Genomic DNA, 21,215 nt, shown 5'->3' on the forward strand with positions numbered 1-21,215 from the left:
GAAACAATAACTTACTTTGGGTGGCGATCGCCTTTAATTGGGAAACCTGGGTATTTAATTCCTTCGCAGCAGAAGCGGTCAACTGGACAAAATCGAGCTAATCAATTAGATTGAACTCCAGTCATGGGCTGCTGAAGGTTTGTTCTGGTCAAGGAATTCCCCGGCAACAGGACTGGACAGTTTAGAGTAAATCAAAAACAACTGAATTTTACACTCATGCTTTAGCCGGAGCCTTGATGATCCCACGGATCTCGGTTTCGTCTGCCGTATTCTTAGAACTGACTAAGAACGTACATAGGGTTCGTGCGGCCAAAACCAAGACGGTGCCACGGGTTTGCTAATTACCAGTGGGGTTCCGGTCGGTGGCAAAGGACTATGATAAAAATTAATTTTTACTTACTCTCTGTAGCCAACAGGAGGACATCATGCCAGCGATGACGGCCCAGGAATTAGAACTGCAAATGCCCGATGCCCGCCAACTGTTGAGTGAAGAACCAGAAATGTGAGTGAAGAACCAGAAATGGAAAGTTCTTTGCACTATACGCAACTTCTCCTGTTGGTAACTAGTTTGGAATGGGCATGGCGAGACCGGGATGATTTTTTTATCGGTGCGAACCTAACCATCTACTTCAGTCGTCAGCAACTTAAGCATCGGGATTTTCGGAGTCCTGACTTTTTCCTGGTCAAAAATACGACAAGGGAACCACGGAACTCTTGGGTGGCATGGGAGGAAGATGGCCGCTACCCTGATTTAGTTATTGAATTTTTGTCGGACTCCACAGCCAAGGTAGACCGCACTACGAAGCGTGAACTTTATGCCACCAGGTTCCACATTCCGGAATATTTTTATTTTTCGCCAGAAAATCTAGAATTTGCTGGTTTTAAACTGGATTTTAACGAGTATGTTCTCCTAATTACCAATGAACAGGGCTGGCTATGGAGTGAGGCTTTGGGTTTCTTCCTGGGCATCCAGAATGGCCAACTACGTTACTTTTCTTTGGAGGGAACTCTAATTCCTACCCCCGATGAGGCGGTGAGGCTTGAAGTTTTAAAAGCTAGCCAAGCTATGACCACGGCGAAATATCAAGGGGAAAGGGCAGAACGGGAAGCGCAAAGGGCAGAATGGGAAAAATCTAAAGCCGATCGCCTGGCGGCTAAGTTAAGGGAGTTGGGATTAGATCCCGATGATATTTAGTTAGTAAACCCGGCAAAAACTTACTTTGACCATGAGTACTTCCCCTCCAGAACTGATTATTGAAGCAGGGCGCACGGAGCGTCAGTATTGGCAAGACCTATGGCGCTATCGGGAGTTATTTTACACCCTGGCCTGGCGGGACATTGCGGTGCGCTACAAACAAACGGCGATCGGTGTGGCCTGGGCCCTGATCCGACCATTTTTGACCATGGTGGTGTTCACGGTGGTGTTTGGTAAGTTGGCCAATTTACCCTCGGAGGGGGTGCCCTACCCGATTCTGGTGTTTGCGGGCATGTTGCCCTGGCAGTTTTTTTCCACTTCCCTTAGTTCCGCCAGCGAGAGCCTAATTACCAATGCTAATTTAATTTCTAAAGTATATTTTCCCCGGTTAGTGGTGCCCACCAGCGCAGTGGTGACCAGTTTTGTCGATTTTTTAATTTCCGGGATGATTATGGTGGGGTTGATGGCTTGGTATAACTTTCTCCCCAGTTGGCATGTGGTCACGTTGCCTTTTTTTATTTTGATTGCCTTTATGGCTTCCATGGGAGCAGGGTTATGGCTTTGTTCCCTCAACGTCAAATACCGAGATTTTCGTTACATTGTGCCGTTTATTGTCCAGTTCGGGCTGTACATTTCCCCGGTGGGTTTTAGCAGTAATGTGGTGCCGGAAAGGTGGCGTTTGCTCTATTCTATTAACCCGATGGTGAGTGTGATTGATGGTTTTCGCTGGGCGATTTTGGGGGGAGAGTCAACTCTGTTTTGGCCGGGATTTTTGTTGTCTTTACTGTTGGTAATAATTATTTTTGTGACGGGCATTCTCTATTTTCGTAAAGTGGAACGAACTTTTGCTGATGTGATCTAGGCCATGAAAACAGGCAGGTGGGTGGTTTTATACCTTTGATAAACAATCGCACATTGAGCTGAGAGATTAGCAACTTTATGGCAGATACGGTTATTTGGGTTGAAAGTTTGGGCAAGAAGTACGTCATTGGCCATCAACAGCAGAAACGTGACACAGCTCTGCGGGATGTGTTGAAGAAAAAATTCTCAGCTTGGAAAACAAACAAAGGCGTAAAACTGTATGAGTAGAGTTTTAGTGACGGGGGCGGCGGGGTTTATTGGTTTCCATTTATGCCAACGTTTATTGGCCGATGGCAAAGTTGTTGTGGGTCTGGATAATCTCAATGATTATTACGATGTTGCCCTTAAGCAGGCCCGTTTGGCTCAATTGCAAGCACAGCCAAATTTTAGCTTCACGAAACTCGATCTAGGCGATCGCCAAGGTATGGCGGAGTTTTTTACCCAGGAAAAGCCAGAGTTGGTGGTGCATTTGGCAGCCCAGGCGGGGGTGAGGCATTCCCTAGAGAATCCTCATGCCTATGTGGACAGTAATCTGGTGGGGTTTGTTAATGTTTTGGAGGGCTGTCGCCACCATTCAGTCAACCATTTGGTCTATGCATCGTCTAGTTCGGTGTATGGGGCGAAGCAAAAAATTCCCTTTGCGGTGACGGACAATGTGGATCAGCCGGTGAGTTTGTACGCGGCAACGAAAAAAGCCAATGAGCTGATGGCCCACACCTATAGCCATCTTTATGGGTTACCGACGACTGGACTCAGGTTTTTTACGGTTTATGGCCCCTGGGGGCGACCGGATATGGCTTATTTTTCTTTTACTAAGGCAATTTTGGCAGGGAAACCGATTAAGGTGTTCAACCAAGGGCAGATGCGGCGGGACTTTACCTATATTGATGATGTGGTTGAAGGATTAGTTCGAGTGTTGCCATCTATTCCCCCCGGGCCGGTGCCCTATCTGCTCTACAACATTGGTAATCACAGTCCGGTGGCTTTGCTGGATTTTATCCAGATACTAGAGGATTGTTTAGGTAAAAAGGGGGAGAAAGTTTTTTTACCAATGCAACCTGGGGATGTGGTAGAGACCTATGCCGATGTGTCTTCCCTAATGGCAGATGTGGGCTTTTCCCCTTCCACTCCCCTGACTCTGGGCTTAAATAAGTTCATCGGTTGGTATCGGCAGTTTTATGGATCATAGGCCTGGCGATCGCCTTAATTGATTGGTATGGTAAGTTACAAAAGAAGCGCACTGATCTGTGGCGTATCTGGTCAGGATAGAGCCTATTTAGCCCAGCTACTTTTGCAGAAAGGCTGACAGGCTCGGGGGACTTCCCGATATGCCAGGGTAGCCAGTAGCCAGCTTCGGCAACCTAGTTCATCAAAACTAAGCCCGGGACAATGTGATTGCCACCGGCAAAAGTAATTCCCTGCGAGATTTTGTCCGCCTTACCTTTGAGGTGCTAGGTTTGGACTGGCAAAAGTATGTGCAAACGGAGTCGGGGCTATTGCGGCCCAACGACATCAGCAAGACCATTGGCGATCCAGATAGGGCTAAGGCGGAGTTAGGCTGCCAGGTCTGTTGGGATTTGCCGATGGTTATTGAAGCTATGGTCAGGCAAAATCTGACCAAAACCAACCCATAGTTCTAACGGTGTGAGCTTGTTAAAGAAAGCCCAGCTTAAGCATTTCCAAGGGAAAACAATCTCCAAATTTGGGGCTCGTTACCTCAAAACCGAGGCTGATCGCCTGATTTTACAATCGGCCTGGGAGAACCGGGGACTAATCCTGGCTAATTTTGCCACGGGCATTGTGGGGGCATTGTTTGAAGGGGGCACCTTTGGCATCATTTTCCTGGCGGTGACCCTATTGAGTGAACCTCAGGAAATAGACTGGAATCGCTATGCGCTGTTGGCGGGGGTGCCGAGACTGACCAATTGGCTAAATGCCCTCGGCCAGGAAACCCTCTTCCTACTGCTCTTGGCATTGGCGGTAACCGCCCAGATTTTGCTTGGCTTATGCAACTATTGGAACGCCGTCACCGCTGGGGATTTGGGGGTCAGACTCCAGGTTAAATTCACGGAGTATCTCCACCGTCTCATTCTCAGTTTCAGCTTTGCCTGTGCCAGCCGCTATAAAGTGGGGGACTTGACTTCCTATGCGGCCAGTGCCGGCCCCACAGTAAAAACTCAGATTACCCTTGCCAATACCCTCATTAGCAACTGTCTTCTGCTTTTGGTTTATCTGGCCATTTTGGTGGCCGTTTCCCCTTGGTTACTGCTGGCGGCCCTGATAACTGCATTGGTTTTCTATGGCATCCAAAAACAGCTACTGCCCCGCATTCGCTACTACTCCAGCGTCAACGAGATGGGGCTGGTGGAAATCAGCAAACAGGTAACGGAAAATTTGCAGGGGTTACGGCTACTGCACACCACAGGACGCCACTGGCGGGCGGTAGACCAGGTGAAAAACCTGGTGGAAGAGGTGAAGCCCGGCTTGCAAAAACAAATCCGTTTACTTAATATCACTAATCCCATCACCCAAACGTTACCGGTGGTTTTGCTGGCGGTTATCGCGGCGATCGCCTTTTTGCTCTTTTCCCAACGCAGTACGGGAGTGTTGCCCAGTTTGGTCACCTTTGTGCTGGCGCTGCAGAGGTTTAACATCCGTTTGCAGGGGGTCATTGGGGCCCTAACCGGTTTTGCCAGTAATCATGGCAGTTTAGGTCGTTTTCAAGCAATTCTCGATCGCCGGGATAAGGAATTTGCCCGTTTGGGGGAAGTACCATTTACAGGACTGGAAACAGACATTCGTTTTGCTGAGGTTAGTTTGTGTTACCAGGTGGAGCAGGGGGAAGTTCTGCGGAATATTGACCTGGTGCTACCCCGGGAGAAAGTAACTGCTCTGGTGGGGCAGTCGGGAGCTGGCAAGTCCAGCTTGGCGGATTTATTGGTGGGGCTTTACGAACCGACCCAGGGCCAAATTTTGGTTAATGGGCGGGATCTGCGGCAATATGATCTCACTAGCTGGCGGCAACGGCTGGGGGTGGTTAGCCAAGATACGTTTCTGTTCAACGCCACCATTCTGGACAATATTCGTTTTACCTGTCCCACGGCTACGGATTGGGAAGTGATCACTGCGGCCAAGGCGGCCCAGGCCGATGGTTTCATTCAGGATCTACCTTTGGGTTATCGCACAGTGGTGGGGGAACGGGGTTACCGGCTCAGTGGTGGGCAACGGCAACGGTTAGCGTTGGCCCGGGCAATTCTGTCGGATCCTGACCTGTTAATTCTCGATGAGGCCACCAGCGCGCTGGATACGGTGTCGGAACGCTTAGTACAGCAAGCCCTAGACAAGTTTGGTAAGAATAGAACCGTGTTGGTCATTGCCCACCGTTTGTCTACCATCGTTAATGCAAACCAAATTGTGGTGATGGAACAAGGTCGCATTGTGGAGCGGGGTAATCACCAGCAGTTGTTAGATCTAGGTGGTTCGTATGCCCATTATTGGTCGTTGCAGTCTGACCAGAGGCTCGAAGTTAATCGGTAAATCGAACTGCGGTTAATTGATTGTGCCCCGTACAATGGTAAGCCAGTGGTTCTATGTATCTAGACTCCAGACTGTAGATGAATAGGAGAAATTGATATGACTGAAGCGGAAATTAGGGCCTTAATCCAAAGAGAACTACCTAGGGCGATCGCCGAAGAACCGGCCATCCGAGATTTTGTTCCGCGGACGGTGTCGGAATACTATGCCCCCCGGACAGAGTTCGACCTGAAATTTGACCGGGTTCTGGATGAGTTACAACGGGACCGGGAAGAGCAAGCCCGTAAATGGGAGAACAATACCCAACGTCTAGACAGACTAGAGGCCCAGAACAGTGCCACTCTGGCGGAAATTCAGAAGGCGAATCGTCGCTATGAAAGCACTATCGGGGCCTTGGGTTCCCGTTGGGGTCTCTACTCTGAAGCTATTTTTCGCAATGGGCTGAAGGCAATTTTGGAAGAATCATTTGGGGTGGAGGTACTTAATCTGAATGAGTACGACCAGGAGGGGATAGTTTTTGGTCGCCCAGACCAAGTGGAAATTGATGTAACTATCAAAAATGGGGTGACTATTCTCTGTGAAATTAAATCTTCCATGAGTAAGTCGGATATGTATATTTTTGATCGTAAGGCTACTTTTTATGCCCAAAGGCACCAACGGCCGGTGACTAGAAAAATTGTCATGTTCCCCATGGTGGATGACCGAGCGAAGCCAGTGGCGGAGGTGTTAGGCATTGAACTGTACAGTTACAACGATCAAGTTCAAGAAATTTAAGACCAAATGTTGTCAAAGTCAGCTTAGTTCTGAAATGTGAATTCCTATGGCTACCGTTTTAGACCTTCAGCCGATTGTTTCCTTGAGTCGAGAGCAGTTTTATCAACTCTGTCAAAATAACCCTGACCTAATCTTAGAAAGAGACCCCCTAGGAAAGCTGATTATCATGTCTCCAGTTGGCGGTGAAAGCGGTGCCCAAGAAGCGAGTCTTATTTTTGAGGTGTCTCTCTGGAATCATCGGCGTCAACTCGGCATTGTTTTTAGTTCTTCGACAATATTTAGTTTGCCCCAAGGCGGCGATCGCTCTCCCGATGTAGCTTGGGTTTCAATGTCAAGGTGGGAACGGTTAACCCCAGAAGAGCGAGAAGGGTTCCCCCCAATTTGCCCTGATTTTGTCATTGAACTAAGGTCAAAAAGTGACCGTCTCAAACCATTACAAGACAAGATGTCAGAGTATCTAGCATCCGGTTTAAAACTAGGTTGGTTAATCAATCTACAACAAAAACAAGTGGAAGTTTACCGCCCAAATCAACCGACAGAAATAGTCAATCTCCCTACAAATTTGTCGGGAGAACAAGTTTTACCGGGGTTTACCATTTCCCTTTCCTAGTCTAAATTTTCAAAATAACAGCCTTTTACCATGGCAAAATACTAGTCTGCTCTTTTTTTGCTTCAGTTTTCCTTTATTCGTCTATCAAATTGTTAATTTAAACTTTTAGAATTCAAGATACTAAGGCTAAAAATGCCCTTCCAGAACAATTCTCTGCTTCCCGTATGCCGGGCATGTGACTCCAATCAGTTAGATTATCTCTGGGACTGTGCTCCTTTCCCCGATCGCCTGTTGGTAGAGATGGGACAATCTACGCTGTCGGCAGGGAAGCTTTACAGGTGTCGGCACTGTGGCCTGGGGCAACGTTGGCCTTGTTTAACAGAGGAGGAGTTACAGCAAATTTATGCTTCTGCCCCTAGTGGAGCCATGGACTATGAGTTTGAACGCAATGGGGCTTGGTCGAAAAGTCGGGAATTATTGCTGAAGCGTTTTGGCAATGAAGAACTGATTTCTGTACTGGATGTGGGTTGTAATGAGGGGAAGTTTTTGGCCAATTTGCCGGAGTGTTGGCATCGCTTTGGGGTTGAGGGGGGTAAAGAACCAGCAAATGTTGCTAAATCTAGGGGCGCTTCCATAATTGCGAGCCGAGTGCAAGATGTGGATTCCCAATGGCATCACTATTTCGATGTGGTGACCCTGTTTGATGTGTTTGAACACTTGCTTAATCCTTTGCAGGGCATTCAACGGGCTAAACAATTGCTGAAACCAGGGGGACTGTTACTGATTAGCACTGGCAATATAGATGCTTGGACTTGGCGATGGTTAAAAGGGCGGCATTGGTATCTACAAACGCCTTTGCATCTTTCCTTTGCCTCCCGCAAATTTTTCCGTTATGTTGAGGCAAATCTCTCTTTTAAAGTGCAGGGTTTTTATAAAATTCCCCATCAGTTGGGAACCCGTCAAGAAATTTGGGATGATCACATTAAGGCAATTTATCACGAGTGTTGGCAAAGGGGCGGTTTGTGGCGATTTCCCCAAAAGATAATATTATCAATGTCTAATTACTCCCACCTTAGACATTCAAGCAGTGTGCCTTGGACAATGAAACTAAACGATCATTTTCTCACTTCCTTTCTTAATTAAATACCACTAATCAATTCAGCTTTATTTATGGATATAATTGAAAAAACCGATGTTAAATGTCCTTTGTGTGGAGGATATTCACAACATAACCGCCACATTGATAGATTTTTTTTAAAGAAAGAGTATCAAACAAAAAACGACAATAGAGATTTTCCACCGGACTTATCCTTCGAGGATTCAGATGAATTTAAATGCACTGAATGCGAGCTAGATTTTTCTTATCCTATGAAGGAAGGAAGTAATCTTTTTTATAAATACATAACAAATGATGGCTCTTACTATGCAAACAATAGATGGGAATGGACGGTACTATTAGATATTTTTTCAAAACAGCTTGTTTCTACTCCTCTAAAAGGCTTAGACATTGGTTGTGGAAATGGCCCATTTTTGAAAAAGACTAGCCAGTTAAATGAGGTAAACTTTGAAGGAATAGATACAAACTCAAATGCGATCACTCAAGCTTGTGCAATGGGATTGAAGGCATCATGTAATAGCATTCGGACCTTAAAGGAAACTCTTAACAATCAAGAAAAATATGATATTGTTACTTCATTTCATACAATGGAACATGTATCTGATCCAGTTGTTTTTGTGAGGGAAGCTTTAAATCTTTTAAAGCCGGGAGGACGATTCTTCTTTAGTTTACCTTTAACACCTTCTGGGCTTGAGATATTTCACTTTACACCTCGGAATCACGCTCCTCACCACTTAACACGTTGGAATACTAAATCATTGAACAAACTTGCTAAATTACTAGATGTTAGTATTGAGTTTCGCTTCCCACCTCCTCAACGCTCAAAAGAGCGTGCATTATATTCACTTGCATATGAGTATCTTCCAAGAAAAGCTTTGTTTGACAGAAGAAAATGGAATCTTCTTCCTTTTCTCCATCCGATAAAATTCATTCTTTATTGGACTACCTACAAAAAGCTTTCCAAAACGAAGCAAATTCATGATGTTGTGCTATGCGAAATCAAAAAACCGTAAAAGATGAAAAATAAACAATTGCTAGAAAAACTTTCTAATCCTTCTAAACTATTCAAAGCAATTTGGTGGAGGATATTTGGTCGAGTTATTGAAAATCACAAAATATACAAAAAACAGCTTGAGCAGAAATATAAAATATATCCAGTTGTATCTGGTATAGGAGACTTATCAAGTTGTTCCCAAAGAGCTCTTTTGTCTTACATAGTTACGCCTTTTCTTGATGGCTTTACAGAAGAGATTTATCGCACTCATACAAATTATCAAAAGACTCAAGAAATTGTTGAAATTCTAAATGCTATGGGTTTTATTGTAGATGTAACTGATTGGCGTAACTTCTACCCACCAAGTATCAGTGATTATGATTTAATAATTGGACAATACTTTGGGTTTGTACAATCTTGTATCAGCTCACCATATAGAAAAATTCCAAAAATCTACCTTGGGACTGGTTGCTATGCTGGATTTATCAAAAAAGCACTCGCTTTAAGAGAAGAAGAAATCAGACGCAGACGCAATTTTATAATTCCACAGTCATATATTGATGACGAAGGCCCAAAGCTGGCTACCGATATATTTTTTGTAGGAAACTCTACAACTCATCGTTCCTACAAAGAAATTACGTCAGCTAAAGTATTGCAGTTGTGTAATCCAGTAGTTAAAGGAATCAAAAATACACTTGACAATAAAGATTTTGCTGCTTCAAGATTTTGTTTTATGTGGATGGCCGCCTATGGTACTGTTAGGCGTTCACTTGATGTATTACTAGAAATATTTGCTGAACATTCTGAGTTTGAGCTTTGGGTATGTGGTGGGATTGAGCACGAAAAAGCATTTTTTAACGCCTATCGTCATGAGTTGTTGGATTTACCTAATATCCATTATGTGGGCTGGTTAGATGTAGCCGGAGAAAAGTATCGACAAATAACTAGCAAATGTGGATTTATGCTATACCCGTCTGTATCAGATGGTATGCCAGGCTCAGTTGTCAATGCTATGTATGCAGGTGTAGTACCGATCGTTACCCCAGAAGCGGGAATGGATTGTGGAGGATATGGATTTGAAATTCCCAAAATTGATCATGAAACTATTTATCAGATCGTATGCAAAGCATCATCTATGTCACCGGAAGAACTAGAAAATGAGTCCCACGCTGTCCATGAATTTACATCCCAGCGATATTCACCTAATGCTTTCAAAGAATCTTTTGCGGAGGCATTAGAAAAAACATTGAAAAGACACGGTTTACTGTAATCTACAACTTTGACCCACGACATATATGAGCTTTAACAGCCAAGTTCTCATAACAGGCTCTGCCGGCCTAATTGGCTCTGAAGCTGTTCGGTACTTCACCCAACTGGGTTGGCACATTAGGGGCATTGACAATAATATGCGGGCTGATTTTTTTGGTCCCGACGGCGACACATCTTGGAACCTAAAGAGGTTAGAGATAGAATGCCCAGACTATCAGCATTACAGCTTAGATATCAGGAACCGCCCAGCAATACTGGATCTGTTCGCAGAACAAAAGTTTGACTTGATTATCCATGCGGCCGCCCAACCGTCCCATGATTTGGCAGCTAGTCGTCCCTTTGATGACTTTGATGTCAATGCTGTTGGTACCCTGAATTTGTTAGAAGCAACTCGGCGACATTGTCCGGAAGCAGTTTTTTGTTTTCTCAGCACCAATAAAGTCTATGGTGATGCCCCCAACGAATTACCCTTGGTAGAACTAAAAACTCGTTGGGACTATGGCAATCCAGAGCACTACGGTGGCATTGCAGAAACCTTTCGTATTGATCAGAGTAAACACAGCCTATTTGGAGCCAGTAAGGTGGCCGCTGATGTGATGGTGCAGGAATATGGGCGTTACTTTGGCATGAAAACCGCTTGTTTTCGGGGAGGATGCCTGACGGGGTCGGCCCACAGTGCCGCTGAGTTACACGGCTTTTTAGCTTACGTGATGCGGGCCTGTGCCGAGGGACGGGAATACAAAATTTACGGCTACAAAGGCAAACAGGTACGGGACAATATTCATGCCTACGACGTGTGTGCACTATTACATCAGTTTTATCTACATCCCCGTTGTGGGGAGGTGTATAACTTAGGGGGCGGCCGGGATAACAGCATCTCCGTCATCGAAGCCATTACCAAGGCAGAACAGCTTTTGGGGGAACCATTCCGCACCATCTATGTTGACAAAAATCGGGAAGGAGATCACATTTGCTATATCAGTGACCTAACCAAAATTAAATCCCATTTTCCTGATTGGCATATCACCCGTAGCATAGACTCAATTCTGGAAGAAATGGCGACTATGTATTTACTCAGTCAAAAATGACTAAAACTCTAATTGTTGTTGGTTCCGTTCCGGGCGGGGCAAATGTGGGACAAATTCTTCTGCGGGATATGTTGGCAAGCCTACCAAAGGAAGATTACTTTGTTGCGGCCCTCCTCGATCCAAAAGAACAATCGGCTTGGCAAGAACAGAATCCAGAGCCTCCAGCTAACCTAGTTTTTTTTCTGAATCGTCCCTCGGAACATGCGGTACGTCCTTGGAATAATCGTGCGGGCGGTTTATGGTCTGGGCTGAAACGTCGACTTTCCTACGATCGCCAAGTAAAAATTTTGGCCAATAGGTTGGAGCAGTACATTGGAGAAGTGGGCATTACCAGACTGTGGGGTATCCTCAATATGACCACCGTGGTGGACGTGCTGTTCGACCTGGGGAAACGGTGTGATTTACCTTTGTTGACCCAAGTGTGGGATGACATTGACTATCTGACCCAGCAACGGGGACTTGATAGCACTCTGCGGCAACGCACCCAGAAACGGTTTGGCCACCTTTTGGCCAAGTCAGTTAAAACTGCGGTGATCTGTGAAGCAATGGCTAAACACTACAGCAAATACTCTGGCGATCACTGTGAAATTATTCGCCATGGTTTAGCGGATCAAGTAACAGCCCAAACTGATTACACTTCTCCCGCGGAATTTTCCATCGGTTTTTCAGGAGGAATGTATGCACCGGAAGCATGGCAGGCATTGTTTGAAGCGTTAGCGTACCTAAACTGGCAGGTGGCCGGGAAATCAATTAAGCTTGTTGTCCTCTCCGGTAAAATCACCCTGCCCTGTCGTAGTCCAGCCAATGTGCAATATTTGGGTTGGCGAAACACGGAGGAAGTGAGAAGTTATCTGGCTCAGTGTGATTTGTTGTATGTGCCCTATCCTTTTGCTTCCCACCTCAGACCCTTAGCTCAGTTGTCATTTCCCACTAAGCTCAGCACCTATGTCAGCCTAGGGCGGCCTGTTTTTGCCCATGTCCCCCAATATGGTTCTTTGGTAGATTTTTATGATAAATATCCCCTGGGAGCCCTTTGCACTTCCTTGGATGCTAAGGTCATTGCCGAAAAAATTGCTGCTCTGGCAGAAGATACTAATCTCTATGAAGCTTCAGCCAAAACAGTGGCATGGGTGGGGGAAAAAGAATTGAGCCAGGCTAATTTTGTCAGGCAAGTTAAAAACTTTATAGGAGCAGAAGCTGTTGCCGGTTAGCTAACTCCGTATTAACATCTTCCAATGCGCTCTTCTATCCGTTTATTATTCCTCCTGCCCACCAGTTCCGTCGCTGGCGGTGTTCAAACCTGGTTGGATGAGATTAATGATTATTTAACAACCCAGAATTTTAAAGTAACCGTTGGACTTTTACGGGGGCAAAAGTTTAACCAACCGGAGCGTTATCATGATGCCCATCCGCAACTATCTACCCTTGAAGTTGACGGTCGGGGTTGTAACCGAGATGGCAGAGTGCGGGCTTTGATGCGTTGCATTAAGAAAGTTAAGCCCGATATTGTGATTCCGTTAGGCATTGCCGATGCTTACGAAGCAGTTATTCGCTGTAAGCAAAAAGGAATGGAAACTCGCTTAGTGATCCATGCTCAAGGTAATTTGGAACCGATGTTGGCAGATTTGGCTATGTATGGCCAATGGATTGACCAAGTAATTTGTCCTGGGTGTTTAACAGCTAAAGTGCTCATTCAATGGGGGGGGATCGTTAATGACCGAGTTCACCACATTCCCAATGGAGCAAACACCCCCAGACTTATAGTCCAGCCATCCCAACAAGGTAATCCCGTCCGCATCGGCTATATTGGCCGTTTGACTAGCCTCGATAAAAGAGCGCTGGATTTAATTGCACTGCATGAAGAACTGGAAAAGCTCAATGTAAATTATCAGTTAGACATTGTGGGGGACGGCCCCTGCTTTGCCCAACTTAGTGAATCCTTGGGGAATCTTGCCCCCAAAGTTAAGCTCCACGGTGCTCTGTCTCGGGACACGGTTTACCAAGAAATATTTCCCAATCTTGATGTATTGGTTTTGCTGTCATCATCGGAAGCCTTTGGCATTGTCATTGTGGAAGCTCTGATGCACGGAGTTATCCCGGTCACCTCCCGTTATGCAGGCTTTTATGCTGAGGGTCTAGTGAAAGAACATGAAACTGGTCTGTCTTTTCCTGTGGGGGATATGGCCCAGGCGGCTCGACAGATCCTGCGTGTAGCAGAGGATAGTGGTTTGCGCCAACGTTTATCAGAAAATGCTCGGATTCATGGCCAACAATATACTTGGGAGAATTCCCTCACCAGTTGGAAAACAGCGTTAGAAGCTGTAATGGAGCGTCCTCCCCTAGTTAGCCTTAGCCTTCATCCCTTACCTCAGATTCCCACTACCTCCGGGAGATTAGATCGATTAGGGGTTCCCGCTGGTGTCATCGATGGAGTTCGTCGTCTGCGTCGCTCTTTAATCGGTTCTCTTGTTCCGGCGGGGGGAGAAGAGTGGCCGTTGTTCTATCGTCATCATTCTGAATCTTTGTTAAAAGAGATTTCGGCGGCTTTAAAAGAGTTAGACGTCAATCCATGAAAGTATACAGGTATTTAAAGTTTCCGTTTTTATGACCCCTCATATCCTCTTTATTGCTCCCTCCGCCTACACCCTTAGTGGTTTAGCCACTTGGTTAGATTACCTGCTACCAGGCCTGGAAAAGTTAGGTTGGCGTACCACCCTGGGACTAGTGGAAGGAGCGCGGGCCCATCGCCCCAAGGATTATTTGGCGGTTCATCCCTGTCAATCGGCGATCGCCATTACTTGTAAGACAGCAACCACCCAAGGACGACGTTGGGCGGTGCAAAGGGCGATTAAGCAATTATCACCGGATATGGTAGTGACGGTTAATATTCCCGATGCAGTAGCGGCAACAGCAGAACTCAGGAATCAAGGGAAAAGCGAAGCTAAAATTGTCATGACTTGCCACGGTATTCAAGAGGATTTATTTGCTGACATGAAATTGTTTAAGCATGCCTTAGATGCTGTGGTTTGCACCAATAAATTAGCCTGTAGGTTAGCGGAGGATTATGCCGGTTTAGATAAAAGATCAATATTTTATGCCCCTTGTGGAACTGACATAAAACCTTTATCTTCCCGTCAAAAACCTAACAATTTATTTACCATTGCCTACTCAGGAAGGCTTGAACAAGGTCAGAAGAGAGTCCATGACTTAGTTGAAATCGTGAATAATTTGAAAAGAGTCGATATAAAGTTTAGATTGTTAATTGCTGGTAGCGGCCCTGAGGAAACTCCCCTCAAAGGCTCCCTGATAGACGCTGAAGAAGTTTTTTTCTTAGGCCAGCTAAGTAAAACTAATTTAGTTACTCAAGTTTATCAACAGGCTGACGCTTTGATAATGCCATCATCTTGGGAAACAGGACCCATTGTCATTTGGGAAGCAATGGCCACAGGGGTTCCAGTAGTGAGTTCCCGCTACGTTGGTAGTGGCTTAGAAAATGCCCTGAGAGATGAAGAAAATTGTTTGTTGTTTGTGGTGGGGGATTGGGCTGGAGCTAGTGAACAAATTTTACGACTTTACCGTGATAAGGAATTATGGCAAAGGATCAGAAAAGCTGGTTGGCAAACAGTCAAACAAAGATATTCCGAGGTAGCGTCAGTGCAACAATGGCATGAGGTGTTTGAGCAAGTTTTATTAAAACCTCTATCAAGTATCCAGGTGGTTAATAGAAGCAATCGCCCCTCTAACAATCGATTAGACCGAGTTTTGGGTCAAGCTAATGCGGAAAAGGTCAGAGTTTTGTTAAACCGTAAGGGGCCCCTTTGTGATCCAGGGGGAGAATGGCCCCATAGTTGGAGTGGAACCCCAACTGAGCAAGAAGAAAATGAGTTTGGCCGTTTGGCTCAAAGGTTAGATCAGTGCCAGCAATAATGTTTGATTTACTTCGAGGTATTTGGCAACTGCGGGATCCCCTGCTTGTTCGTGACTTAGGTGAAAGGCGATTTCACTTGGCGCAAATCCATGCCCTGCGGCAACAGTTTCCCCAAGCTAAGCTCAGCAGTGACATTACTTTGATCAACCATCAACCCCAACGATTAACCCTCACTGGGTCGGTTACCATCAGCGAAAATACCATCCTCGCCTTTGGTGATGACCTCAATGGCTACGGTAATATCGTCATTGGCGATCGCACCTGGATTGGGCAGTACAACAATCTGCGGTCTGGGGGAGGGAACATTGTGATTGGGGAAGACTGTCTCATTAGCCAATTTTGTACCTTGGTGGCTAGCAATCACCAAAAAGCAAAGGATAAGCCGATTAAAATACAGCCATCGGATCAAACTAAGACTGGGGTTATTTTAGGCAATGATGTTTGGTTAGGGGCCGGCGTGACAATATTGCCAGGGGTTAAAATTGGCAACGGTACTGTGGTTGGGGCCAATGCGGTGGTGAACAGAGATCTGCCTGACTATGAAATTTGGGGCGGGGTACCGGCTCGAAAATTGGGGGAGAGATAACCAATGGCAACACTAAAAGAACAGTTGGGTTGTTGGTTAAATGAACGTTGGAAAACAGAGTTGGTATTGAAAGCGCCCAGACTGGCGGAATCCCTTGGCCTGAGCTGGCTAGATTTATGCAATCGTTCTGAGCAGTTACTAATAGATCCAGTTACCGGCGGTAGAATTTGCCAGTGGCAATTTAGCTCTCAGTTAACGGCGGCTCGTTTCTTTCCAGAAGTTGGGCGCAGATTATTGCTCCATTGTCTAGATATTTGGCCAGTTAACTTTCGCCCCATTAATGTAGCCAACGAAAGTTTCAAACCTGAGATAAGTATTATTGTAGGTGTGCGAGGAAAAAGTCGTCTCCCCCAATTTTTTGCTTGCTTAGCCTCATTAGAAGCTCAAGAGGCAATAGATATTGAAGTTATTGTTATTGAGCAGAGTTGGGAGAAAGAATTTGAAAAAATACTACCCCAAAATATCAGATATTTTCATCAAAATATTCCTACTCCCGATATTCCTTATAATCGCTCTTGGGCATTCAATTTTGGTGTAAAACAAGCCCGTGGAAAATATGTTGTTCTCCATGACGCTGATATGCTTGCACCAAAACAATTTGCCCGATCCATTGCCGATGTTTTAGACAAAGGCATAGACGCAGTTCGCCCACCTAGATTGATTTTTTACCTAGATCAATTTACATCTAAACATATCCAAGACAAACATCAACTGCCTGATAAATTGACCATCAGTAAAATTATTGCTAATAACCGTACCCCTGTAGCAACAACAAAGGAAGCCTATTTGAATATCGGCGGGCATGATGAGGCTTTTTGGGGTTGGGGAGGGGAAGATGATGAATTTATGGATAGGTTGAGAACTCTAAATATTGCCGAGGGGGGCTGGTTACCCATAATCCACCTTTGGCATCCTGTGGCCCCGAAGAAAGCTAGCGGCGATCGTAATGCCCAGTTGTGTGATACTCGGTTAAAAATGCCTGTGCAACAAAGAATTGATGAGTTGCGAGCACGGGCTTGGGGAGAAACTAAGCCATAAACCATCGGTAAACTACGCTTTTTTCAAACCATCATAATTATGAATTGGAAGCTGACAACGGGTAAAGTAATTAAAGCGTGGCAAGACTACCCCGAACAACGGCAAGAAATAGCTCGGGTTCCCGCCGGTCGACCTATTTTTGTGACAGGAACCCACCGCAGTGGTACAACTTGGTTTGCTAGCATGTTAGCCGCATCGGGAATTTGGTATGTTCATGAACCATTTAGTCCCCTCAAGAAAAAGTGGGTAGAATGGTTAAGTTATCAATCCCCAAAAACATAGCTCATCTAAACAAAATGGTTAAATCAATAACTCCAAACTATACTTTTATTCAACAAAAAATATCAGCTATTTCTTTGGAAACAGGAACTGAGCTGATAAAAATAGCTAATAAATTACCAATCAATCCTTCCCTGTGATAACTTTGTAGGGAATATAGTGGCAGTTCTTCCATGAAATATTTGTGCTGACAACTTAAGATCTCGTTCAGCTAATCCATTAGCTATAGCTATCAGGAGTTTTATTGTGATTAATCAGTTTAGAAAAATTAAAAATAAAATTTTCAGAAATCAAAATAATCCGAATGCTTTACCCTGGAAAAATCCTGCAAATCACAAGCAAATAATAGATGATTTTCACGGTCTATACTATGATTCTTTCCGTAGTGGTAAAACTTGGGCAGATACATGGTTTTTAGGAGTTAAAACAGAGAAATGCCCGCTTGATTTATGGTTATATCAAGAATTAATTTTCAATCTTAAACCGGACTTAATTATTGAGACTGGCACTAGATTTGGGGGGTCGGCTTTATTTCTTGCAAGTATATGTGATTTAGTAAATAAAGGCTTAGTTGTAACCATTGATATAGATACTGAACCAGAGAGACCTAATCACTCAAGGATTAAATATATTTCAGGTTCGTCAACTGATCCATTGATTCTTCAAAAATTAAAATCTGATTTCAACATAGATAACCTTGAAAGTATTTTAGTCATTCTGGATTCAGACCATTCTGAATCCCATGTATTTGAAGAATTAAAGCTTTATTCACCGCTAGTAACTATAGGTTCTTATATAATTGTTGAGGATAGTAATATTAACGGAAACCCTGTCCTTCCTAACTGTGGTCCTGGGCCAATGGAGGCAATTCAGCGATTTGTCAACAATAACAAACTATTTATTATCGACTCTTTTAATGAAAAATTGCTATTGTCTTTTAGCCCATCTGGCTTTCTTAAACGAGTTCAATAATTGAACCTAGTTTTTAATATTTGAAGACCTCAACTCTCTTATTATATTTAACCTTTATTCAAATAAAAATTCGAGTAGCTTTTTTTGCACTAATGAAAAAACCTAAAGTTAGCGTTGTGATTGCAAGCTATAATACTGCTCGCTTTATAGGTAGAGCTATAGAGTCAGTAATTGCAACGGAATATCCTAATCTGGATTTAATAATTGTTGATGATGGTTCTACAGATGAAAGTTTAAATGTTATCAGCAGTTATACCTCTCGTACTAAATGGATAAGACTATTAGAGCATCCTAATCGAAATAACAAAGGAATTGCAGAAACTCGTAATCTGGGAATTGATCAGGCATTAGGAGAATATATTACTTTTTTAGATGCTGATGATACATACAGAAAAAACAGATTTGAAATAGCTATTCCAATGATGGAAAGTAATCAAGCAATTAATACAGTTTGCGAACCATATGCTTTGGTTAGAGAAACAGTTAATTTGTTAAGTAATGACTTTTTAAATGAAAATGAATCTCAATTTTTAGTGTCAAGTATTTTCGAAAACCAATCAGATTCACTAAAAATGATTGAGGAGATACTTAAAGGTGGAGCATTACCCCAAACCAATGCGATCACAGTCAGAAGAAATGCTTTACACAAAGCTGGAATGTTTCCAACTAATCTTAAATATTGTTTAGAGCGTCCTCTTTGGTTGAAACTTTTTTGCTTAGGTGGCTTTGTTTCGGCCGGAACGGAAGCAAACAGCAGATATCACTTACATGACAAGTCTACCTGTGCAACGAACCAATCAACCGCTGCTTTTCGCTGGGAAGATACTATGTCTTACATTAATGTCTACTCCTGGCTAAAGAAAAATAATTTAGACCCTCAATTTCAAGATATTCTTAAACATAAAATAATTAATAAATATTTTCACTATACGACCTATGCTAGAGGAGTAAAGCATAAAATGAACAATATCTTGTTTCCTCCTATGCAAATGGTAGTTTCAAATCCTGAACTTTTGTTTTTACCTAAATTCTGGAAATCCTCATTCAATATGCTCTTAGGTAAATATAACCCAGACCATGTAAGTCTTTAGAACTTTAGAAATCAAAATAGTTGCACAAATGCAAAGGAAGTCAAGCGTCACGGTAATTATTCCCGTTTGTAACAATGAAAAAACAATTATCGATTCATTGCAATCTATTTTAGATACTTCATATGAAAACTTAAAAATTATTGTTTTTGATGATGGGTCTACAGATTCAAGTATTGAAAAAGTTTACGAATTCAGGAATCAGAATAAAAATTTAGAAATTAAGGTTTTCACTCATTCCAATAATCAAAACAAGGGGGTAAGCTTCACAAGAAATCAGGCTCTAAAGCACACTGATAGTACTTACGTGTCTTTCCTAGATGCTGATGATATTTACTTTTCCAATCGTTTTGATGAAGTAATTTCACTGCTGGATAATGATTTAAGTATTGATGCGGCATTTGGACTGTTTGAGAGATACCAGGAACCTTGTCCCACATTGTCTACTCCTTTCTTGAAATCCAATTATCCAAACTCTAACTTTTTGATAAATAATTTCTCCGACTTACAAATTGGAGAGCCTGTTTCGCTTGCTAGCTTTTTTTCTGGGGGCTCTGGTATCCATATCAGTACTATAACCTTTAGAAACAGTAGTCTACAAAAGCTGGAAGGGTTCCCTGATTTAAAATTTAGCGAAGATCATGCTCTTTTCATACGGGCTATATCTACACAAAAAATCGTGAAAGCCACCAATCAATCTGTGTCAATTTATCGAATTAATAGTCAATCATCGTGCTTTAAAGGCAAGAATACAATAGAATTTAATTACTCAAATATTTTGGCCTATTACGACACTATAAACTGGTTGCAAAAAAAATCACCTTCTAACATAGCCATTAGGATTTTGAAAGAGAAAATACCTGGCAAGTTATTTTTTTCTTACTCGAAGCCACTTCAAACCGCTCAATCAAATCAAGCAATTATGAATATTTTTATAAATGCACTTGTTTTTAACCCTAGTTTATTTTTCAATTTAAATTTCCATAAAATTTTACTAAAGTCTGTGATCTTTATTCTACTCAAATTTTAGCTAATGAACATCACTTCACAATTAAACTACAAATATTTATTTACATCTTTTTCTTGTGCACTAGTCACTACTATTTTAGTCTATTTCCTAAATAAAAACTCTCTTGTTATAAGCTTTGATAGTTGGTCTTATTGGGAAGCCGCAACTTCAATAGCACAAGGGACAGGATACAAAAGTTTACTAGGAAAATCTATAGTTGCGTGGCCGCCTTTATTTTCTCTTTACTTATCTATATGGACAGGAACAGATAAATATTTGTCTTTAGCTGAAATTAAAACTTCAATTCTTTCTCTTGCTTTTATGTGTGCCTTTGTTTGGTCTATGCTGATAAACTCAGAGTTTAAAGAGAAATTGTATATAGTCTTAGTCAGCAACATTTTTATCATATTCGCTATTCCACAACTTTATACTTCTCTACTTTCAGAAACTTTATGGTTTCCCCTTGTTGGTTGTTTGTTTTTAATTATTAGCCTTAAAAAAAATTCAAGTTTTGCTAAAGAATCAACAATTTACAATATTTCATTTTCATTTATGATTTTCTTGTGCTTGATGACAAGAAATTCTTCTGTGATTTTGGGTCCACTTTTTCTTTTTTTGTTTACCTAGATTGCAACATAAAAGTAGCTTTCCGACTATTTTTATTTCTACTTCCCTCTTATCTTGGTTGGTTTAGTTGGCGTTATTTTTCAGGACAGTCTTCAAGTCATTCTCCCACACCTAAACTTTCTCTTTTTTTCGATTCTGCTAGTAATTTATTTGTTATTTTTTTAGATTTCCTATCCCCACGATACTTTTTCTTAAATCTGCTTGGTTTTTTATTATTGTCTGCTGTATATATACTTTCTTCTTTTAATTTTACTAAACCTCCTACAATCAATACGCAATTTTTAAAATCCAAGTCTTTCAACTATT

At 42.9% G+C, this 21,215-nt stretch carries 23 protein-coding genes; 22 read left to right on the top strand and 1 reads right to left on the bottom strand.

Annotated features, from left to right (window positions below; translation table 11 throughout):
- Positions 1-520 precede the first annotated feature (520 nt).
- The 22 genes from D082_RS09630 (at position 521) to D082_RS18320 (ending at position 20,909) form a co-directional block, all read left to right on the top strand.
- Entirely contained in the window at positions 521-1,195 is a 675-nt protein-coding gene (locus D082_RS09630; protein ID WP_369796145.1) for a Uma2 family endonuclease, read from the top strand.
- A gap of 31 nt (positions 1,196-1,226) precedes the next feature.
- On the top strand, positions 1,227-2,057 hold the full coding sequence (locus tag D082_RS09635; RefSeq protein WP_028947874.1) for an ABC transporter permease: 831 nt from the start codon (positions 1,227-1,229) through the stop codon (positions 2,055-2,057).
- Between the two features lie 77 nt (positions 2,058-2,134).
- Positions 2,135-2,284 (top strand): hypothetical protein, encoded by a 150-nt coding sequence (locus D082_RS18575; RefSeq protein WP_158506506.1) that lies wholly within the window; start codon positions 2,135-2,137, stop codon positions 2,282-2,284.
- Positions 2,277-3,245 carry an NAD-dependent epimerase gene (locus tag D082_RS09640; RefSeq protein WP_028947873.1) on the top strand — a complete coding sequence of 323 codons (969 nt, stop codon included), beginning with the start codon at positions 2,277-2,279 and terminating at the stop codon, positions 3,243-3,245. Before D082_RS18575 ends, D082_RS09640 begins: the two co-directional genes overlap by 8 nt.
- Positions 3,246-3,447: 202 nt before the next feature.
- Positions 3,448-3,690, top strand: a complete 243-nt coding sequence (locus tag D082_RS09645; protein WP_028947872.1) for a hypothetical protein — start codon at positions 3,448-3,450, stop codon at positions 3,688-3,690.
- 10 nt (positions 3,691-3,700) lie between these two features.
- Complete coding sequence (locus D082_RS09650) at positions 3,701-5,593, top strand: ABC transporter ATP-binding protein (protein ID WP_051738793.1); 1,893 nt, start codon at positions 3,701-3,703, stop codon at positions 5,591-5,593.
- Positions 5,594-5,689: 96 nt separating this feature from the next.
- The gene (locus D082_RS09655) at positions 5,690-6,364 is read left to right on the top strand and encodes a PD-(D/E)XK nuclease family protein (protein ID WP_028947870.1); all 675 of its coding nucleotides are present in this window, start codon (positions 5,690-5,692) and stop codon (positions 6,362-6,364) included.
- Between the two features lie 46 nt (positions 6,365-6,410).
- Complete coding sequence (locus tag D082_RS09660) at positions 6,411-6,974, top strand: Uma2 family endonuclease (RefSeq protein WP_028947869.1); 564 nt, start codon at positions 6,411-6,413, stop codon at positions 6,972-6,974.
- Between the two features lie 132 nt (positions 6,975-7,106).
- Positions 7,107-8,057, top strand: coding sequence for a bifunctional 2-polyprenyl-6-hydroxyphenol methylase/3-demethylubiquinol 3-O-methyltransferase UbiG (locus tag D082_RS17365; protein ID WP_081857635.1), 951 nt, complete (start codon positions 7,107-7,109; stop codon positions 8,055-8,057).
- Positions 8,058-8,084: 27 nt separating this feature from the next.
- Positions 8,085-9,044, top strand: coding sequence for a bifunctional 2-polyprenyl-6-hydroxyphenol methylase/3-demethylubiquinol 3-O-methyltransferase UbiG (locus D082_RS09670; protein ID WP_028947867.1), 960 nt, complete (start codon positions 8,085-8,087; stop codon positions 9,042-9,044).
- Between the two features lie 3 nt (positions 9,045-9,047).
- Positions 9,048-10,295 carry a glycosyltransferase gene (locus tag D082_RS17370; RefSeq protein WP_028947866.1) on the top strand — a complete coding sequence of 416 codons (1,248 nt, stop codon included), beginning with the start codon at positions 9,048-9,050 and terminating at the stop codon, positions 10,293-10,295.
- 25 nt (positions 10,296-10,320) lie between these two features.
- A complete protein-coding gene (locus D082_RS09680) occupies positions 10,321-11,382 on the top strand; it encodes an NAD-dependent epimerase/dehydratase family protein (RefSeq protein ID WP_028947865.1) in 1,062 nt (353 codons plus the stop codon).
- Positions 11,379-12,593, top strand: coding sequence for a glycosyltransferase (locus tag D082_RS17375; protein ID WP_028947864.1), 1,215 nt, complete (start codon positions 11,379-11,381; stop codon positions 12,591-12,593). Before D082_RS09680 ends, D082_RS17375 begins: the two co-directional genes overlap by 4 nt.
- A 24-nt stretch (positions 12,594-12,617) precedes the next feature.
- Positions 12,618-13,955, top strand: coding sequence for a glycosyltransferase family 4 protein (locus D082_RS09690; protein ID WP_028947863.1), 1,338 nt, complete (start codon positions 12,618-12,620; stop codon positions 13,953-13,955).
- 31 nt (positions 13,956-13,986) lie between these two features.
- Positions 13,987-15,309 carry a glycosyltransferase family 4 protein gene (locus tag D082_RS17380; RefSeq protein WP_028947862.1) on the top strand — a complete coding sequence of 441 codons (1,323 nt, stop codon included), beginning with the start codon at positions 13,987-13,989 and terminating at the stop codon, positions 15,307-15,309.
- Positions 15,309-15,896, top strand: a complete 588-nt coding sequence (locus D082_RS09700; RefSeq protein ID WP_038530669.1) for an acyltransferase — start codon at positions 15,309-15,311, stop codon at positions 15,894-15,896. The genes D082_RS17380 and D082_RS09700 overlap by 1 nt, the downstream gene beginning before the upstream one ends.
- A gap of 3 nt (positions 15,897-15,899) precedes the next feature.
- Positions 15,900-16,934, top strand: a complete 1,035-nt coding sequence (locus D082_RS09705) for a glycosyltransferase family A protein (protein WP_028947861.1) — start codon at positions 15,900-15,902, stop codon at positions 16,932-16,934.
- Between the two features lie 39 nt (positions 16,935-16,973).
- Positions 16,974-17,216, top strand: coding sequence for a sulfotransferase family protein (locus tag D082_RS09710; RefSeq protein ID WP_028947860.1), 243 nt, complete (start codon positions 16,974-16,976; stop codon positions 17,214-17,216).
- Between the two features lie 243 nt (positions 17,217-17,459).
- A complete protein-coding gene (locus tag D082_RS09715) occupies positions 17,460-18,185 on the top strand; it encodes a CmcI family methyltransferase (protein WP_202963073.1) in 726 nt (241 codons plus the stop codon).
- A gap of 92 nt (positions 18,186-18,277) precedes the next feature.
- Entirely contained in the window at positions 18,278-19,276 is a 999-nt protein-coding gene (locus tag D082_RS17385; RefSeq protein ID WP_028947858.1) for a glycosyltransferase family 2 protein, read from the top strand.
- A gap of 28 nt (positions 19,277-19,304) precedes the next feature.
- Positions 19,305-20,303, top strand: a complete 999-nt coding sequence (locus tag D082_RS09725) for a glycosyltransferase family 2 protein (protein ID WP_028947857.1) — start codon at positions 19,305-19,307, stop codon at positions 20,301-20,303.
- A 3-nt stretch (positions 20,304-20,306) separates the two neighbouring features.
- Positions 20,307-20,909, top strand: coding sequence for a hypothetical protein (locus tag D082_RS18320; RefSeq protein ID WP_144428729.1), 603 nt, complete (start codon positions 20,307-20,309; stop codon positions 20,907-20,909).
- A 97-nt stretch (positions 20,910-21,006) separates the two neighbouring features.
- Here the strand turns inward: D082_RS18320 and D082_RS09730 are convergent, their stop codons facing one another.
- Positions 21,007-21,210 (bottom strand): hypothetical protein, encoded by a 204-nt coding sequence (locus D082_RS09730; RefSeq protein ID WP_038530674.1) that lies wholly within the window; start codon positions 21,208-21,210, stop codon positions 21,007-21,009.
- Positions 21,211-21,215: the final 5 nt, after the last annotated feature.

It is taken from the genome of Synechocystis sp. PCC 6714, assembly GCF_000478825.2.
Taxonomy (GTDB): domain Bacteria; phylum Cyanobacteriota; class Cyanobacteriia; order Cyanobacteriales; family Microcystaceae; genus Synechocystis.

What these genes read in the sequence shown, in the direction of transcription:
- D082_RS09630 (WP_369796145.1), top strand. Translation starts at nt 521, where the DNA reads ATGGAAAGTTCTTTGCACTATACGCAACTTCTCCTGTTGGTAACTAGT.
- D082_RS09635 (WP_028947874.1), top strand. Translation starts at nt 1,227, where the DNA reads ATGAGTACTTCCCCTCCAGAACTGATTATTGAAGCAGGGCGCACGGAG.
- D082_RS18575 (WP_158506506.1), top strand. Translation starts at nt 2,135, where the DNA reads ATGGCAGATACGGTTATTTGGGTTGAAAGTTTGGGCAAGAAGTACGTC.
- D082_RS09640 (WP_028947873.1), top strand. Translation starts at nt 2,277, where the DNA reads ATGAGTAGAGTTTTAGTGACGGGGGCGGCGGGGTTTATTGGTTTCCAT.
- D082_RS09655 (WP_028947870.1), top strand. Translation starts at nt 5,690, where the DNA reads ATGACTGAAGCGGAAATTAGGGCCTTAATCCAAAGAGAACTACCTAGG.
- D082_RS09660 (WP_028947869.1), top strand. Translation starts at nt 6,411, where the DNA reads ATGGCTACCGTTTTAGACCTTCAGCCGATTGTTTCCTTGAGTCGAGAG.
- D082_RS17365 (WP_081857635.1), top strand. Translation starts at nt 7,107, where the DNA reads ATGCCCTTCCAGAACAATTCTCTGCTTCCCGTATGCCGGGCATGTGAC.
- D082_RS09670 (WP_028947867.1), top strand. Translation starts at nt 8,085, where the DNA reads ATGGATATAATTGAAAAAACCGATGTTAAATGTCCTTTGTGTGGAGGA.
- D082_RS17370 (WP_028947866.1), top strand. Translation starts at nt 9,048, where the DNA reads ATGAAAAATAAACAATTGCTAGAAAAACTTTCTAATCCTTCTAAACTA.
- D082_RS09680 (WP_028947865.1), top strand. Translation starts at nt 10,321, where the DNA reads ATGAGCTTTAACAGCCAAGTTCTCATAACAGGCTCTGCCGGCCTAATT.
- D082_RS17375 (WP_028947864.1), top strand. Translation starts at nt 11,379, where the DNA reads ATGACTAAAACTCTAATTGTTGTTGGTTCCGTTCCGGGCGGGGCAAAT.
- D082_RS09690 (WP_028947863.1), top strand. Translation starts at nt 12,618, where the DNA reads ATGCGCTCTTCTATCCGTTTATTATTCCTCCTGCCCACCAGTTCCGTC.
- D082_RS17380 (WP_028947862.1), top strand. Translation starts at nt 13,987, where the DNA reads ATGACCCCTCATATCCTCTTTATTGCTCCCTCCGCCTACACCCTTAGT.
- D082_RS09700 (WP_038530669.1), top strand. Translation starts at nt 15,309, where the DNA reads ATGTTTGATTTACTTCGAGGTATTTGGCAACTGCGGGATCCCCTGCTT.
- D082_RS09705 (WP_028947861.1), top strand. Translation starts at nt 15,900, where the DNA reads ATGGCAACACTAAAAGAACAGTTGGGTTGTTGGTTAAATGAACGTTGG.
- D082_RS09710 (WP_028947860.1), top strand. Translation starts at nt 16,974, where the DNA reads ATGAATTGGAAGCTGACAACGGGTAAAGTAATTAAAGCGTGGCAAGAC.
- D082_RS17385 (WP_028947858.1), top strand. Translation starts at nt 18,278, where the DNA reads ATGAAAAAACCTAAAGTTAGCGTTGTGATTGCAAGCTATAATACTGCT.
- D082_RS09725 (WP_028947857.1), top strand. Translation starts at nt 19,305, where the DNA reads ATGCAAAGGAAGTCAAGCGTCACGGTAATTATTCCCGTTTGTAACAAT.
- D082_RS18320 (WP_144428729.1), top strand. Translation starts at nt 20,307, where the DNA reads ATGAACATCACTTCACAATTAAACTACAAATATTTATTTACATCTTTT.